Source organism: Nocardia sp. NPDC051833, assembly GCF_040681225.1.
GTDB lineage: Bacteria > Actinomycetota > Actinomycetes > Mycobacteriales > Mycobacteriaceae > Nocardia.
The window spans coordinates 318,304-333,419 of record NZ_JBFAYK010000002.1; the positions used below are offsets into that span (position 1 = coordinate 318,304).

General features: G+C 70.1%; 15 protein-coding genes. 3 read left to right on the forward strand and 12 right to left on the reverse strand.

What is annotated here, in order from left to right:
* Window positions 1–4 precede the first annotated feature (4 nt).
* The 6 genes from AB0L91_RS19455 to mshC all read right to left on the reverse strand — a co-directional run bounded on the left by AB0L91_RS19455 (window position 5) and on the right by mshC (window position 7,747).
* A complete protein-coding gene (locus AB0L91_RS19455) occupies window positions 5–847 on the reverse strand; it encodes an Abi-alpha family protein (RefSeq protein WP_355273024.1) in 843 nt (280 codons plus the stop codon).
* 2 nt (window positions 848–849) lie between these two features.
* Window positions 850–2,268 carry a hypothetical protein gene (locus tag AB0L91_RS19460; RefSeq protein WP_365011777.1) on the reverse strand — a complete coding sequence of 473 codons (1,419 nt, stop codon included), beginning with the start codon at window positions 2,266–2,268 and terminating at the stop codon, window positions 850–852.
* A 128-nt stretch (window positions 2,269–2,396) separates the two neighbouring features.
* Window positions 2,397–3,182: a universal stress protein gene (locus AB0L91_RS19465; RefSeq protein ID WP_365011779.1), complete on the reverse strand. Its 786-nt coding sequence runs from the start codon at window positions 3,180–3,182 to the stop codon at window positions 2,397–2,399.
* Window positions 3,183–3,266: 84 nt separating this feature from the next.
* Window positions 3,267–3,965, reverse strand: coding sequence for a dienelactone hydrolase family protein (locus AB0L91_RS19470; RefSeq protein ID WP_365011780.1), 699 nt, complete (start codon window positions 3,963–3,965; stop codon window positions 3,267–3,269).
* A 9-nt stretch (window positions 3,966–3,974) separates the two neighbouring features.
* Window positions 3,975–6,392 carry a heavy metal translocating P-type ATPase gene (locus AB0L91_RS19475; RefSeq protein WP_365011781.1) on the reverse strand — a complete coding sequence of 806 codons (2,418 nt, stop codon included), beginning with the start codon at window positions 6,390–6,392 and terminating at the stop codon, window positions 3,975–3,977.
* Between the two features lie 116 nt (window positions 6,393–6,508).
* Complete coding sequence (gene mshC / locus AB0L91_RS19480) at window positions 6,509–7,747, reverse strand: cysteine--1-D-myo-inosityl 2-amino-2-deoxy-alpha-D-glucopyranoside ligase (protein ID WP_365011783.1); 1,239 nt, start codon at window positions 7,745–7,747, stop codon at window positions 6,509–6,511.
* Window positions 7,748–8,042: 295 nt separating this feature from the next.
* Here mshC and AB0L91_RS19485 point away from each other — a divergent pair, with 295 nt between their 5' ends.
* Window positions 8,043–8,471, forward strand: a complete 429-nt coding sequence (locus tag AB0L91_RS19485) for a helix-turn-helix domain-containing protein (RefSeq protein WP_357347014.1) — start codon at window positions 8,043–8,045, stop codon at window positions 8,469–8,471.
* Window positions 8,468–9,307, forward strand: a complete 840-nt coding sequence (locus AB0L91_RS19490) for an alpha/beta fold hydrolase (RefSeq protein ID WP_365011784.1) — start codon at window positions 8,468–8,470, stop codon at window positions 9,305–9,307. Before AB0L91_RS19485 ends, AB0L91_RS19490 begins: the two co-directional genes overlap by 4 nt.
* Window positions 9,308–9,376: 69 nt before the next feature.
* Here the strand turns inward: AB0L91_RS19490 and AB0L91_RS19495 are convergent, their stop codons facing one another.
* The 6 genes from AB0L91_RS19495 to AB0L91_RS19520 all read right to left on the reverse strand — a co-directional run bounded on the left by AB0L91_RS19495 (window position 9,377) and on the right by AB0L91_RS19520 (window position 13,902).
* The gene (locus AB0L91_RS19495; protein ID WP_355272142.1) at window positions 9,377–9,646 is read right to left on the reverse strand and encodes a hypothetical protein; all 270 of its coding nucleotides are present in this window, start codon (window positions 9,644–9,646) and stop codon (window positions 9,377–9,379) included.
* Between the two features lie 95 nt (window positions 9,647–9,741).
* Window positions 9,742–10,719, reverse strand: a complete 978-nt coding sequence (locus AB0L91_RS19500) for an aldo/keto reductase (protein WP_365011786.1) — start codon at window positions 10,717–10,719, stop codon at window positions 9,742–9,744.
* A 59-nt stretch (window positions 10,720–10,778) separates the two neighbouring features.
* Window positions 10,779–11,576 (reverse strand): SCO1664 family protein, encoded by a 798-nt coding sequence (locus tag AB0L91_RS19505; protein WP_365011787.1) that lies wholly within the window; start codon window positions 11,574–11,576, stop codon window positions 10,779–10,781.
* Between the two features lie 4 nt (window positions 11,577–11,580).
* Window positions 11,581–12,168 carry a DUF3090 domain-containing protein gene (locus AB0L91_RS19510; RefSeq protein WP_355272148.1) on the reverse strand — a complete coding sequence of 196 codons (588 nt, stop codon included), beginning with the start codon at window positions 12,166–12,168 and terminating at the stop codon, window positions 11,581–11,583.
* Between the two features lie 50 nt (window positions 12,169–12,218).
* Window positions 12,219–12,929: a histidine phosphatase family protein gene (locus AB0L91_RS19515; RefSeq protein ID WP_365011789.1), complete on the reverse strand. Its 711-nt coding sequence runs from the start codon at window positions 12,927–12,929 to the stop codon at window positions 12,219–12,221.
* Window positions 12,930–12,960: 31 nt separating this feature from the next.
* Entirely contained in the window at window positions 12,961–13,902 is a 942-nt protein-coding gene (locus AB0L91_RS19520; protein WP_357347003.1) for an undecaprenyl-diphosphate phosphatase, read from the reverse strand.
* Window positions 13,903–14,131: 229 nt separating this feature from the next.
* Here AB0L91_RS19520 and AB0L91_RS19525 point away from each other — a divergent pair, with 229 nt between their 5' ends.
* Window positions 14,132–15,109, forward strand: a complete 978-nt coding sequence (locus AB0L91_RS19525; protein WP_365011791.1) for an aldo/keto reductase — start codon at window positions 14,132–14,134, stop codon at window positions 15,107–15,109.
* Window positions 15,110–15,116: the final 7 nt, after the last annotated feature.

A 15,116-nucleotide genomic window follows, 5' to 3' on the forward strand; every position in this document is an offset into this window, starting at 1 on the left:
CGGCTCACGGCAGCCGGGGGCCCTTGCCCAGGTAGACGTCACCACGATCGTCACTGGCCCAGCCGCCCCCGGTGTAGTCGCCGAGCACGAAACACGCGTCGCAGAACTGCTTGCCGAACACCGACAGGTAGATGCTGCGGTAGGAGCTGATCGCCCGCATCTTCACCGACTTGTAGGCGGCCTGAGCACTGGGCTGGGCCTCCAGGAACGCGTAGCGGCGGAAGTCGGCGACCGGTTCGGTGGAGAAGCGCACCAACCCGAGCCTGCTCAGATTGCCCAGGTAGTGGTGATCGCGTTCGGGCAGCGCGCAGCCGGCCATGTAGGCGATCATGTTGATGCCGTCGGCCAGGCGCTGCGAGCCGATCCCGAACGGCGCCTTGGTGCGGATGTCGATGGCGGGTTGCGGGCCGGCGACGGCCAGGAACCGCAGGATGCGCGCCTCGTCGGGGGTCAGGTCGTGCAGGATCGGCACGAACGAGGGATGCAGGTCGCGGGGCTGCTGCGCCGAATCCCAGCCCTCGGTGATCATCGCGTCGCCCATGGCCTTCAAGTCCGCGGCGCCCACACTGGTTTCGGCCTGCCCGTACACCCCCGACGCGGTGCTGGTGAGCCCGAGCGCGCCCAGGGCGATCTTGCGCAGCGCGTCGATCCGCTCGTCGATGATCTGCGACATCGGCTCACCCGCGCGGATGTCGTCGGCGAGGTCGGTGGCGGTGTGCAGCGCGCCCTTGGTGACCGCGCCGACGATGTGGCGCAACGACAGTCCCGCGATGCGCGCCAGCCCGACCAGATCGGTCGGGATCCCGGGCTCCGGGGTGGGTTCGGGCAGGTTCTCGCGGTCGTCCATGCTCACGCTCCGAAGACCAGTAGATGCAGGGCGCCGACGAGCACACCGAGCGCGCCGCCGTGCGCGTAGAGCAGCCAGGCGTCCTGTTCGATGGCGGTGTAGAGCATTTCGACGAACTCCTCCGGCGGCAGTTCACGCAGTTTCTCGGTGGCCAGGCGGTCGACGCTGGCCGCCGTGGTCTGGGAGAACTCGACATCGTCGACCAGCCACGGCTTCATCTCCGTCGCCAGGCTCGCGCCCGCGGTGGCCTGGATGGCGTCGAACTGGCGGGGCCCCACCGCGAGCCGGGTCACCGACCGCAGCGGCCCCAGCACCCGGTCGATCTCGGCCTTGAGGAAGTGGGCGATGACCGCGCGGGTCTTGTCGCCGCTCGGCCCCTCCAGGAGCTGCTCGGCGACGACGTCGAGAGTGACGATCTGATAGCCGATCGCGTGCCCGAGATCGGCCGCCGCCTGATGCTGACGTTTGGCGAATTTCGCCACCCGCCACGGGTATTTGTAGCGCGGTTGCGGGGTGGCCGGCTCGAACACCACCTTGATGGCGATGATGTTGACCAGCACACCCACCACCGCGCCGCCGAACAGCACCCACGCCCACGCGGGCAGGAAGTGCAGGATGTCGTAGAGCCAGCCGGGCAGCGAGATCACCGCCGGGGTGTCCCCGTGCGGGGTGCTGTAGTGCAGCAACGACAACCACAGCGCGACGACGACCCCGAACGGGAACCCGATCACCCCGCTGCGGGTCATGAACCGCAGCTCCGGCGCGCCGAGCCCGTAGATGACGTCCTTGAGCAGTTCCGGGCGCCGCCGCAGATAGCCGACGACCATCAGCTTCACATCGAGCAGCTGGTCGATGTTGGCGCCGATGAAGTCGAAGGCGCGATCGGTGATCGCGGGCAGTTCCGCCTCCACCCGCGAGTACACGACTTCGCGTGCGCGCGGCGGCATGTCGGCCCACAGCTGCGGATGCTCGGTCACCATGATCGAGTCGACCATCGACCGCACGTTCGGCAGCGCCACCTGGGCGACCTGCGCGGAGATCTTGCGCGGATCCATCTGGTCGAAGAAGTCCTTGGCCGTGCCGATCTTGGCGACGGCGTTGTCGACCATCAGGCTCGCCATCTTCTCGGCGCGGGCCGGGATGAAGCCCTGGAAGCCGAGGATGCCGCCGGGGGCGAAGGTCGGCAGGATCTGCACCTTGCGCGGCAGCAGCGGGAAGATCGTCTTGAGGCCCGGAACGTAGAACCCGGTGAAGCGCACCGGCGCGAACAGCATGATGACGCCGGTCCAGTTGGTGATCAAGCCGGCCATGGCGCTGAAGATCGGAATGCTGATCATGTCGACCCAGAACTTGCTCAGGCCGGTCGTCTTCTCCCAGTCGAGCAGGCCGAAGAAGCCCGCCGCTTCGATCCCAGCATTCATCCGGCGTCCACTCCGTCGTGTTCCGAACCTCGCGCGTTCGGGTCATCATAAGTGACCGACCAGGTGGTTTCGGGCAGCTTTCGCGGTTACCCGCAAAACCGGAGCAAACTCGCCGACTGGGCGACCGTTCAGGTGTGGGTGGTGTTGACCAGCAGCAGGTTGGTGTCGATGTCGTGGGTGACCTTGTTGGCGACCGAGCCCAACAACCGTGCGGGACCGCTCATTCCGCGATTGCCGATGACGACCAGGTCGTATTTCCAGGCCGCGTTGCAGATCGCCTCGGCCGCGGGCACACCGGTGAGGACATCACGGCCGAACAGCTCCGGATCCTCGACCTGGGCTTGGCCTTCCACCTCGATCAGCGTGACGGCGCCGTCGTCGTCGGTCTTGGCGGCGGTCACCAGGAACGGGCGGGCGCCGAGCGCCACGGCCACGTCGTAGCCGCGGCGCACCGCGGTGATCGAGCTCGCCGACCCGTCGGTGGTGAGACCGACAGTGGTCCAGCGTTTCGGGATCTTGTGGGTGAACACCACATCGGATTCGCTGTGGTGGGACACGTGATTGGCGGTCGACCCGAGCAGGCGCGCCTTCGAACTGGCCAGCCCGCCCCCACCGATGACCAGCAGGGTGCCGGGTTCGGCGGCGGCGACCTCGAGCAGGACCGCGCCCGCCGTGCCGGGCAATTCGCTGCGCACTACCTCGGTGACACCCACCTCGGCGAGCACCTCGGCGGCGGCCGCGGTGTTCTCCTCGGCCCAGGCGGCGTCGGTGCCCGCCTTCAGCGTCGCTTCCTTCCAGACGCTCACGACGGTGACCCCGAGTTCGAGCTTGACCGCGAGGTCGCCGCCGACGGCGACCGCCGTCTGCGCGGACTCCGAGCCGTTGGTCCCCACCACGATGCGCTGGTACCCCATGTGACGCTCTCCGATCGACGGCAGGTCAGCTGCGCTTGGCCACAGTATAAACGCCGCACACTCCCGGCTACCGTGGCGCGCGGCTCACGCCCCGGTGCGCAGATGCCGGTCGAAGAAGGCGAAGATGCGCTGCCAGGCGTCGTCGGTGGCGGCCGCGTCGTAGCCGATGCCGATGCGTTCCAGCACGGCGTTTCCGGGCAGCACATTGGCGAAGCTGTGGGTGGCGTTCGGGTAGGTCTTGATGTCGTGCTCGACCCCGCCCGCGGTCAGCGCCGCCTCGAGCTTGCCCGCCGCGCCCACAAGCGCCGGATCGAGCTTGCCGTAGCTGGCAACCACCGGGCACGCGCCGTCGAGCAGCGTCTTGTAATCGCCGTAGAGACTGCCGTAGAACGGTGCCGAGGCGTGGAAACCCTGAGGCGCGGTGAGCAGCGCGAAGCCGCCGCCGAGGCAGAAACCGAGTACCGCGATCCGGCCGGTGCAGTCGGGATCGCCGGCGAGGTGGTCACGCGCGGCGAGGATCTCTCCCACCGCGGGCCCCTTCCCGGTGAACGCGACGGCGCGGAACGCCTGCTGGATGCAGCGCACCCGGCCACGCGCGAACAGGTTCGGCGCGATCGCCAGATAGCCCGCGCCGGAGACGATCTCGAGCTGGTGGCGCAGGTCGGCGTTCACGCCGAGGGCGTCGTGGAGGACGACCACGCCCGGCCACGGGCCCGGACCCTGCGGGCGGGCGATCAGGGCGTCGATTCGTCCGGTCGGAGTATCGATCTCGATCGATTCCATGGCACGAATCTAGAGCCTCGACGCACGGTTCGCGGGCCGACGGCCGGAAACCGCACCGGCGCGTCGCCGGTCGGGCGGTTCGGGCAGCGGCAGGCGTTTGAGGTGCAGCGCGTTGAGAGCGACGATCAAGCTCGATCCCGACATCGCCATGGCCGCGATCTCCGGGCGCATCGTCAGCCCCCACGGCGCGAACACCCCGGCGGCGATCGGCAGCGCGATGCCGTTGTAGCCGACCGCCCAGGCGAGGTTCTGGTGTTCCTTGCGGACGGTGCCACGCCCGATACGCAGCGCGGTCGACACGGTGAACGGGTCCGAGCGCATGAGCACGACGTCGGCGGTTTGGATGGCGACGTCGGTACCGGCACCGATGGCGATGCCCAGATCGGCGCGTGCGAGGGCAGGCGCGTCGTTGACGCCGTCGCCCACCATCGCGACCTTCCTGCCCGCCCGCTGCAGTTCGGCGATCCGGTCGGCCTTGTCGCCGGGCAGGACATCGGCGATCACGGTGTCGATGCCGAGGTCGTCGGCGATGCGCCGCGCGGTCGCGTGGTTGTCGCCGGTCAGCATGAAAACGTCCACGCCGAGCTCGTGCAGCGCGGCGACCGCGGCAGCGGAGGTGGGTCGCGGGGCGTCGGCGAGGGCGATCACGGCGGCCGCGGTGCCGTCGACGGCGACCAGGACGGCGGTGTGCCCCGAGGCAGCGAGGTCGTCGCGTCGGGTCGCCAGCTCGCCAAGGGCGATGTGCTCCTGCTCGAGCAGACCGCGATTGCCGACGACGACGCGGTGCCCGTCGACGGTGGCGATCGCACCGCGGCCGGGCACGTTCCGGAACTCCGTCGCCGACAGTGTCCGCGCGTCCTGGCCCTTCGCGTAGTCGACGATCGCCTTCGCCAGCGGATGCTCGGACTCGCGTTCCACCGCCGCGGCCAGGGCGAGCATCCGACCGGTGTCGACGCCGGGTGCGGGCTCCACGTCGGTGACCTCCGGCGCGCCCTTGGTGAGGGTGCCCGTCTTGTCCAGCACCACCACATCGATGTGCGACGCGTCCTCGAGCGCGGTCGCGTTCTTGAACAGCACACCGCGTTTCGCGCCGAGGCCGGTGCCGACGAGGATCGCGGTCGGTGTCGCGAGACCCAGCGCGTCCGGGCAGGTCACCACGACCACGGTGATCGCGAACAGCAGTGCCCGGCTCAGCGAGGCGCCGGCGAGCAGCCACACCACCAGCGTGGTCAGGCTGCCGATCAGGGCGACCAGGGTCAGCCAGAACGCGGCCCGGTCGGCCAGGCGCTGGCCCGGCGCCTTCGAGTTCTGCGCCTGCTGTACGAGTTCCACGATCTGGGCGAGCGCGGTGTCGGCGCCGACCTTGGTCGCGCGCACCCGCAGGCTGCCGGTGGTGTTGATGGTCGCGCCGATGACCGGGGAGCCGGGTTCCTTGTCGACCGGCAGGCTCTCCCCGGTGACCATCGACTCGTCGACCTCGCCCGAGCCGTCGAGCACGACGCCGTCGACGGCGATCTTGGCACCGGGACGCACCAGCAGCACGTCACCGACCGCCACGTCGGCGGTGGGGATCTCGACCTCGTTCCCGTCGCGCAGCACGACGGCTTTCGGCGGCGACAGATCCAGCAGCGTGGAGACCGCGTCGTTGGCGCCACCGCGCGCCCGCATCTCGAACCAGTGCCCCAGCAGCACGAAGGTCGCCAGCATCGTCGACGCCTCGTAGAACACCTCGCCGCCGCCGGTGAGCGTCACGGACAGCGAATACAGCCAGCCGGTGCCGATACCGACCGAGACCAGCACCATCATGTCGAGGGTGTGCGCCTTCAGCGCCTGCCACGCGCCGGTGAAGAAGATCGTCGAGGAGTAGAAGATCACCGGCAGGCTCAGGATCAGCGCCCACACGTCCACGCGCAGCCCGAACGGGACCGCCAGGTGCAGGCCGAGCATGTGGGTGGCCATCGGCGACCACAGCATCACCAGGGTGGAGAAGACGAGCGCGACGAGGAACCGGTTGCGCATGTCGCGGGCCATGTCGTCCATGGACATGGCGGCATGGCCGCCGTGGTGGTGTCCTGCCGTCCCCGCGTCGTGCGCGGCCGCGGCAGTGGTCGGTGTACCGGTGCCCGCGGGAGCGCCCTCCGGCGCGGGCGGCTCACTGCCCGGGTCGCAGAGATGGGTGGGTACCGAGCGGCCCGCGCAGTGGTATCCGCAGTCCCGGATCCAGTCGCGCAGGTCGGTCACCGAGGTCAGCGCCGGGTCGTAGGTGACGGTGGCGGTCTGGGCGAGCGGGTTGGCCTCGACCTCCAGGACTCCGGGCCGATCGCGCAGCGCGGCGGCCAGGGTCTGCCGGGAGCCCGCGCGATGCAGTCCGCCGACGTGCAGGACCGTGGTCGCCGTAGCGGTGGCGGGATGGTGCGTGTCGGGCATCGACGCTCCTGTCGCCGGTCGAACGCACGACGCGACAGCGCCCCGCGCCTCACTTGCGGCGACAGTACCCGGCGCGGGTCACGAGACGACGCAGGTCGCCGGGTGACCCGCGACCGTCAGAGCGTGATGCCCAGCAGCGCGTCCACGGCGTCGCGCACCAGCGCGGGTGCGGCGGGGTCGGCGCCGCCGTAGGTGAGCGCCTGCTCGACCCAGTTGTCGACGGCGTCGAGCGCCTTGGGAGTGTCCAGATCGTCGGCCAGGTGCTGACGCAACCGGGCGACGGTGTCGGCCGCCGACGGGCCGGTGGCCAGTCCGGCGGCTTCCCGCCAGCGGGCCAGGCGGCTCTGGGCCGCGGTGAGGACCTCGTCGGTCCACATCCGGTCCTGGCGGTAGTGCCCGGCGAGCAGGCCGAGGCGGATCGCGGCCGGGTCGACGCCGGAGCGGCGCAGCTTCGACACCAGCACCAGATTGCCCTTGGACTTCGACATCTTCTCGCCGTCGAGGCCGATCAGCCCGGCGTGCACGTAGTGGCGGGCGAAGCGGCGGGCGCCGGTGATCGCCTCGGCGTGCGCGGCCGAGTACTCGTGGTGCGGGTAGATCAGGTCCGAGCCGCCGCCCTGGACGTCGAACTCGGTGCCGATGCGGTTGAGCGCGATCGCCGCACACTCGATGTGCCAGCCCGGGCGGCCCGCGCCGAACGGCGCCTGCCAGGACGGCTCGCCCGGACGTTCGGCCCGCCACAGCAGCGCGTCGATGATGTCGCGCTTGCCCGGGCGGTCGGGGTCGCCGCCGCGTTCGGCGAACAGCTGTTCCATGGTGGCCCGGTCGTAGCCGGACTCGTAGCCGAACTGCTCGGTGGCGTCGGTGCGGAAGTAGATGTCGGGGAACTCGGCGTCGTCGACGATGTAGGCGGCGCCGGCGGCGAGCAGCTTCTGCACCAGCTCCACCACCTCCTCGACCGACTCGATGGCGCCGATGTAGTGCTGCGGGGGCAGCACCTGCAGGGCGGTCATGTCCTCGCGGAACAGCTCGATCTCGGAGCTGCCGAGGTCACGCCAGTCGACGCCGTCGCGGGCGGCGCGTTCGAACAGCGGGTCGTCGACGTCGGTGACGTTCTGCACGTAGTGCACGTCGTGGCCCGCGTCCCGCCACAGCCGGTTGACCAGGTCGAATGTCAGATAGGTGGCGGCGTGCCCGAGGTGGGTGGCGTCGTAGGGAGTGATGCCGCAGACGTACATCTTCGCGGTCGCGCCGGGGGTGACCGGGCGGACCTGGCGGTCGGCGGTGTCGTACAACCGCAACGGCGGCCCTGTTCCGGGGACGGTCGGTAGGGCGATATCGGACCAGGACTGCATGATTCGAGGGTAGAGCCCCCGCCGGGGCGAGCGGTCCGCGGGCCGGTCAGGCGGTTGCCCGCGGTGTCGCCCGGGCGGCCCACTACCTGCAGACAAACGTGTTCCGGCGGTTGCGTCAAGGGTTGTGTTCAGCCAGATCCGCTGGTCACGGCGGTGGCGGACGAATTGCCGATGATCATGCACCGCACCAGCGCCGATGGTTGCCGAAACGGGCGCTTCGCGACCATTGTCACACATCACACCTACCTAAACTTCCCTATTGCTCCCTATATGCATGTTCGTTTACGGTAGTTTCATGACGGATCGTCTCTACTCGGTCGAGCAGGTCGCCGACTTGCTCGGGCTGCATGTGCGCACCGTGCGCAGCTATGTCCGCGACGGCAAGCTCCCCGCGGCGCGCATCGGCAAGCAGTACCGCATCGCGCACGATGACCTCGAGGCCTTCACCGGCCTGCCGATCACCGCGCCCCGCACGCCCGAGACCGCAGGCCCGCACGCCGACGCGTCCTGCATCGTCGAGATCGACGCCGTCGACCGCACGACCGCCGACCGGATCACCACCTTGCTCACGAGCGCGGCGGGCACCCGGGGGCCCGGTGGCACGCCCCTGCGCGTGGACACCGCCTACGACCCGGCGCGCTCGCGCCTCAAGGTCATCCTGCTCGGCGGTCTCGCCGATACCGCCCGCCTGCTCGACTACATGGACGGAGTACTCACCTCATGACCGGCATCTACACCTCCGAGACCGGCCGCCAGGCCATCGCCGAGCGCTATCGCGCCCACCTCGACGCCTGGCCGGTCCCGCACGAGGAGATCCGGATCCCGACCACCGCGGGCGAGACCTTCGTCGTCGCCTCCGGACCGGTGGACGCGCCACCGCTGGTCCTGCTGCACGGATCGGGAGCCAACGCGAGCGCCTGGCGCGGCGATGTCGGCGACTGGTCGACCCGCTATCGCGTGTACGCGGTGGATCTGCCCGGCGAGCCCGGCTTCAGTGCCCCCCGCCGCCTGGCGCTGAACAGCGACGAGACCGCGAGCTGGCTGTCGGAGGCCGTCGACGGCCTCGGCCTGACCACCTTCGCTCTCGTCGGCATGTCCCTGGGCGGCTGGACCGCGCTGGACTTCGTCCTCCGCAGGCCCGGACGGGTCGACGCGCTGACGCTGCTGTGCCCGGGCGGACTGGGTGGCCAGCGATTCGGGTGGCTGATCAAGGGGATGGCCCTGCGGCTGATCGGCAGGCAGACCGTGCGCGACTCCGCGCGCACCGTCCTCGGTATCGACGACGCAGAGGTCCTGGACGAGGTGGAGTCGACGTTCCGGCACTTCTCGCCGCGAACCGGCCGGCTGCCGATCTTCCCCGACGCCGACCTGCGCGCGGTGGACATCCCGGTCCTGGTGATCGTGGGCGGCCGTGACGTGCTCTTCGATTCGGCGCGGACCGCCGAACGGGCGCGGGCCTGCTTCGCCCGGGGTGATGTTCGCGTGCTGCCCGAGGTGGGCCACGCGGTGCTGGGACAGACCGCGGAGATCGAGCGGTTCCTCAGCGCGCACACCGGCTGAACCGGGTGCGGGGCGATGAGCCCGGTGTCGCCGCGCGTCGGGAGCGGCGACACCGGGCTCATCGAAGGCTCACGCCTGCAGGTAGCACTGCACGTTGGCGCCGTCGACCTCGGGGCCGAACTGCGGCAGCGCGTAGAACGAGGCGCCGACCTGATCGGCGGCCTGCACGGTGACGTCGGGCAGCGGAGCGCCGGTGTTGCGGTCGGTCGCGGTGCAGACGTAGGTCTTCTCGCTCCACCATCCGCTGGGGAAGGCCTGCGCGGGCGCGGCCACAGCGGCGACGGCGCCGGTGAGCAGCAGCGCGGCGGCGGAGGTGGTGACGATCGATCGGGTCGACATAGATTTCCTCTGACTCTTGCGTTGGAATGACGAAAGTGCTTGGAGCACACTAGCACCGGCCCCGACCCGGAAAAGCAGCCTCAAGATACCCGACGTCAACGGATCCATGGGCCGGAATCGCCGACATCGACGCGGTCCACCGCGTCACCGTAAACCATCGGGCTGGCATCGCATTCGGCGACGAAATCGGCCGGAAAGCCCCGTTCGAACGGCACCGCGTCCGCGAGCACCCGGATCGCGTCGGCGGGCAGACGAAGTTCGGCCGCCGCCAGATTGCCACGCAGCTGGGCGGCGGTACTCACCCCGAGAATCGGCAGTACCGCGCGGCTGCGCTGCCGGGTCCAGGCCAGGGCGACCTGCTCGGCCGGAACACCCAGCCCCGTCGCGACTTCGGTCACCGCGGCGACCGCGGCCAGCTCCGACGGCGTCCGCGCGCGACCCGAACCCGGCGCGAGCACTCCTCCGGCCAGTGGTGACCACGCGGTGACGGTGAGACCGAAGGCCTCGGCCATCGGCAGCACCTCCCGTTCGATACCGCGCTCGAGCAGGCTGTAGGGCACCTGGACGGCGGCGAACGGTGTCCGGTCGCGGCACTGCGCGAGCGTGTTGGCGCGGGCGATCACCCAGGCGGGCGCGTCGGAGATGCCGATGGCCAGTGCCTTGCCCGCCCGCACCACCTCGTCGAGGGCGCGCATCGTCTCCTCGATCGGGGTGTGCCGGTCCCACACGTGCACCCAGTACACGTCGACGTAGTCGGTGCGCAGTCTGGCCAGACTGCGTTCCAGCGACAGCACCAGGTTCTTGCGGTGGTTGCCCGCCGCGTTGGGATCGGTGGTGTCGCGGCTGAGCGTGTATTTGGTGCCGAGGACGAAACGGTCGCGATCCCGCAGCACCCGACCGAGGATCGTCTCGCTCTCGCCGTAGGCGCTGGCGGTGTCGAGGAAATTGCCGCCCATCTCGGCATAGGCGCCGATGATCCGGTCGGCCTCGACGGGGTCGTCGAAACGCATGGTGCCCAGGGCGAACTCGGAGACGCGCAGGCCGGTGTGGCCGAGCAGACGGTAACGGAGCATGCGATCAGTCTGGCCGGGCAGCGTGGGCGCAGACAGACCGTGTCAGGGCCACCCTGAGATCAGAACGCGGGCCAGGGAATCGGGCGCGACGAGTTCGGGATCGGCATCACCGGATGCTCGAGCAGCGCTTTCGTGCGTTCGGTCAGCGCGGTGATCTCGGCGTCGGTGATGTGCTCGGCGAGCGAATCGGCCACCGAGCCCGGCAGGTTCGCGGCGAACGCGGTGATGTCGGCGAGCAGTGACGCGTGCACCGGACGTCCGGCCCAGCCCCACAGCACCGTGCGCAGTTTCGGCTCGGTGTGCAGGCAGATGCCGTGGTCGACGCCGTAGACCTGCCCGTCGACACCTTCGAGCGCGTGTCCGCCCTTGCGGTCGGCGTTGTTGAGCAGCAGGTCCAGCACCGCCATCCGTTGCAGGCGTGGATCGTCGGCGTGGATCAGCGACACCTCATTGCCCTCGCCGTCGAGGGCGCGCAGTACCTCGCAGAAACCGTCGGGCACCGTCCCCGGCCTGCACAGGTCGACCAGGTCCAGCCGCGGCTTCGGCTCGGTGTGATGGTCGACGGAGGTGACCCAGCGCTGCACCATGCCGGGCCCGAACGGCCCGTCGCGCAGCACCGTTTCCGGGATCACCCCCCAGCCCAGCTGCTCGGAGATCAGGTAGGAGGCGACTTCCCGGCCGGCGAGCGTGCCGTCCGGGAAGTCCCACAGCGGACGTTCCCCGCGTACCGGCTTGTACACCACCCGCAGCGGCGCGCCGTCGGGCTCGGGCGCGGCGATCTCGCACACCAGCGTCAGATTGCTGGCGACGCCGACCCGGCCGACGATGTCCAGCTCGCCTTCGGTGAGTGCGGTCACCGGATCACTCCTCTTCGAGCTCGGCCGCGCCGAAGATCTCGCCCCGCTTGTAGCCGTTGGTGCGCACACACATGTGCCCCCGCGCGGAAAGCGGTTCACCGCACAGCGGGCACGGTGGCCTGCCCGCCGCGATCACCCGCGCCGAACGCAACGCGAACTCGCGGGCCTGGATCGGGGTCAGGAACACCCGCACGGCGTCGGGGCCCTCCTCGGTGTCGTCGAGCACCACCGATTCGTCGACCTCGGTCTCGGTGATCGCCAGCAGTTCCACCACCACGGCACCCGCGTCGGCGTCCCAGCCCAGACCCATGGTGCCGACCCGGAACTCGGTGTCGATCGGGGTCACCAGTGGCGCGACATCGCGCACGTCCTCGCCCTGCGGCGGGACCTCGGCGCCGAAGCGGCGGGCCACCTCGTCGAGCAGCAGTCCCATCCGGTCGGCGAGCACCTTCACCTGCTGCTTCTCCAGCAGCACGCTGACCACGCGCGGTTCCTGCACGGCCTGCAGGTAGAACGAACGATCGCCCGGCTCACCGACGGTACCGGCGACGAAACGATCGGGGGTGCGGAATACATGGATTGCGCGTGACACATGCACCTCCTGATACGTGACCCTGTTCGACACTCACGAACACCCTCCCTCTAAGGAGAATCGCGGTGTCCCGCATTCCCATTATCCGCGCCCGCGCCATTGCTCACCTCTCCACCGGGAGTCGGCGGGGCGATGACTGCGAGGGCGGACAGGTCGGCGCCGGTGTCGTTGAACTTCCACACCGACGGCCCGACCGGGCTGTACCGGACGACGCTGATCGAGGCGGGTTCCACCGCGATCCGCTGAAAGCTGTCCAGATGCAGGCCGAGTGCGTCGGCCAGGATCGATTTGATGATGTCGCCGTGCGCGCAGGCCACCCACAGCACGTCACGGCCTGCCTGCTCGGACAGCCGGCGTTCGGTGTCGCGGATCGCGGCGACCGCACGCTGCTGGACCTGAGCCAGGCCCTCCCCACCGGGGAACACCGCGCCGGAGGCGTGCCGCTGCACGACCTTCCAGAGCGGTTCGGTGAGCAGTTCGGCCAGCGGACGGCCGGTCCACTCGCCGTAGTCGACCTCGATGAGCCGTTCGTCGTGCTCGGGTTCGAGGCCGAGTTTCTCGGCGAGCGGGGCGACCGTGCGCTGACAACGCAACAACGGTGAGCTGGCGATGTGTTCGATCGGCAGCGTCGCCAGCCGGTCGGCGACCGCGGCGGCCTGCTCGGTACCGCGGTCGGTGAGTTCGACACCGGGAGTGCGACCGGCCAGGGTCCGCGCGGTGTTCGACGTGGACACTCCGTGCCGGAGCAGGATCACCGTCATGGGACCAGCCTAACCATCAGTGCCCGGCGGCTCAGGTCGCCGAGACGACGCCCGCGGCGAGCAGACCCATCACGACCAGGCCGAGGATGATCCGGTACCCGACGAACCAGTAGAACGAGTGCTTGCCGACGAACTTCAGCAACCAGGCCACCGAGGCGTAGCCGACGACGAACGCCAGGATCGTCGCGACCAGCAACTGTGGGCCGCTCGCGTTGAGGCCCTCCCCGGCCGGTTCGAACGCGTCCGGGAGGCTGAACAGGCCCGAGGCGGTGACGGCGGGGATGGCGAGCAGGAACGAGAACCGGACGGCCGCTTCACGCTGCAGGCCGAGGAACAGACCGGCGGTGGAGGTGGCGCCGGAGCGCGAGACGCCGGGGACCAGCGCCAGGCACTGCGCCAGGCCCATGACCAGGCCGTCGCGGGTGGTCAGCTGCTCGATCGGGCGGGTCTTGCTGCCGAAGTGCTCACCGGCGGCGATCACCAGCGCGAACGCGATCAGCATGAACGACACCAGCCACAGGTTGCGGGCACCGGTGCGGATCTCGTCCTTGAACAGGAACCCGAGCACGCCGATCGGGATGGTGGCGATGATCACGTACCAGCCGACGCGGTAGTCGAGTTCGCGCTGGGTGTCGCGTTCGTAGGCGTCGCGGGCGCTGCGATCCATCACCGGCAGCCGGGTGGTGACCCGGTCGGCGACCGCGACTTCGCGCTGGGATCGTTCGCGCAGCCGCATGCCGAGGGTGGTGAACCAGGCGACGATGATCCGCCAGATGTCCTTGGCGAAGTACACCAGGACCGCGGCCTCGGTGCCGAGCTGGGTGACGGCGGTGAACGAGGCGCCGGCGTCGTCGCCGAAGAACACGCCCGAGACGATGCGCAGGTGCGCCGAAGACGAGACCGGCAGGAACTCGGTGAGTCCCTGCACCAGCCCGAGTACCAATGCCTGTACCCAGGTCATCGACTCGCCCACCGTGTCCTCCTGCTTACTCGCGCCCGAAAGACCGCGTCCTCCTGGGCTTTTGCTTCACGTGCGGCCGGGTGGGGCCGCGATCCCGCAGCGACCCTACCCGCCCGGTGGCACCGATGCCGCCCGCCCACCTAGGGATCTGCTGAGAGTGCGCGACGCCACGGGTCGTCGGCGAAGACGGCGGGGAGCCGCCCATTAGGCTGGTCGCCGTGACGAAAACGCGGGCGCGGTGATGGAACAGCGAACGGTGGGACGCAGCGGCCTCCGGGTGTCGCGGATCGGGTTGGCGACCCATACCTGGGGGACCCATACCGACGCCGACGAGGCGTCCGTGCAGCTGGCGGCGTTCACCGAGGCCGGTGGCACGCTCGTCGACACCTCCCCGGTCTACGGCAACGGCGCGGCACAGCGGATCCTGGCCGATCTACTCGGCGACCTCGTCGCCCGCGACGAACTGGTGCTCAGCGGCAGCGCGGGGGTCGTGCTGCACGCGCCCGGTGCCGGGGTCGGCGATTCCGTGCCCGCTCCGGCGGCGACCGGCCCGGTGGTCGACGCGTCGCGGCGGACCCTGCTCGCCCAGCTCGACCGCACGCTGCGCGAGCTCGGCACCGACCACCTCGACATCTGGAGCGTCGCCGCCTGGGATCCCTACACCCCGCTCGACGAGGTCGCGGCGACCCTGGAGACCGCGGTCCGCACCGGCCGCACCCGGTATGCGGGGGTACGCGGCTTCGCGGCCTGGCAGCTGGCCAGTCTGGCGGCGATCGCACCGATCACCGCGGCGCAGACGCCGTACTCGCTGCTGGCGCGGGGCACCGAGTCCGATGTGATCCCGGCCGCCCGCCACCACGGGGTCGGCATCATCGCCTCGGCCCCGCTGGCCGGGGGCATTCTGACCGGCAAGTACCGCGACGGCGTGCCCGCGGATTCGCGAGGCGCGGACGAGGCGACCGCCGCCGAGATCCGGCGCAGGCTCGACGACGAGCGGGCGACGCGCGTGGTGGACGCGCTGGTCACCGCGGCCGACGGCCTCGGTACCTCGCCGCTGGCGGTAGCCCTGGCCTGGATCCGGGACCGGCCCGGCATCGCGAGCATGATCGTCGGTGCCCGTGACATCGGCCAGCTCACCGGCGTGCTGGCCGCCGAGACCCTCGAGTTGCCGCGCGCGATCGCGGCGGCCCTGGACGATGTGAGCGCCCGTTCCGAATGATGGCTAG

Excerpts from the sequence above, each read along its gene's own strand:
- AB0L91_RS19525 (WP_365011791.1), top strand. The coding sequence starts at position 14,132 with ATGGAACAGCGAACGGTGGGACGCAGCGGCCTCCGGGTGTCGCGGATC.
- AB0L91_RS19465 (WP_365011779.1), bottom strand. The coding sequence starts at position 3,182 with ATGGGGTACCAGCGCATCGTGGTGGGGACCAACGGCTCGGAGTCCGCG.
- AB0L91_RS19490 (WP_365011784.1), top strand. The coding sequence starts at position 8,468 with ATGACCGGCATCTACACCTCCGAGACCGGCCGCCAGGCCATCGCCGAG.
- AB0L91_RS19515 (WP_365011789.1), bottom strand. The coding sequence starts at position 12,929 with ATGACGGTGATCCTGCTCCGGCACGGAGTGTCCACGTCGAACACCGCG.
- AB0L91_RS19500 (WP_365011786.1), bottom strand. The coding sequence starts at position 10,719 with ATGCTCCGTTACCGTCTGCTCGGCCACACCGGCCTGCGCGTCTCCGAG.
- AB0L91_RS19475 (WP_365011781.1), bottom strand. The coding sequence starts at position 6,392 with ATGCCCGACACGCACCATCCCGCCACCGCTACGGCGACCACGGTCCTG.
- AB0L91_RS19460 (WP_365011777.1), bottom strand. The coding sequence starts at position 2,268 with ATGAATGCTGGGATCGAAGCGGCGGGCTTCTTCGGCCTGCTCGACTGG.
- mshC (WP_365011783.1), bottom strand. The coding sequence starts at position 7,747 with ATGCAGTCCTGGTCCGATATCGCCCTACCGACCGTCCCCGGAACAGGG.
- AB0L91_RS19495 (WP_355272142.1), bottom strand. The coding sequence starts at position 9,646 with ATGTCGACCCGATCGATCGTCACCACCTCCGCCGCCGCGCTGCTGCTC.
- AB0L91_RS19485 (WP_357347014.1), top strand. The coding sequence starts at position 8,043 with ATGACGGATCGTCTCTACTCGGTCGAGCAGGTCGCCGACTTGCTCGGG.
- AB0L91_RS19455 (WP_355273024.1), bottom strand. The coding sequence starts at position 847 with ATGGACGACCGCGAGAACCTGCCCGAACCCACCCCGGAGCCCGGGATC.
- AB0L91_RS19470 (WP_365011780.1), bottom strand. The coding sequence starts at position 3,965 with ATGGAATCGATCGAGATCGATACTCCGACCGGACGAATCGACGCCCTG.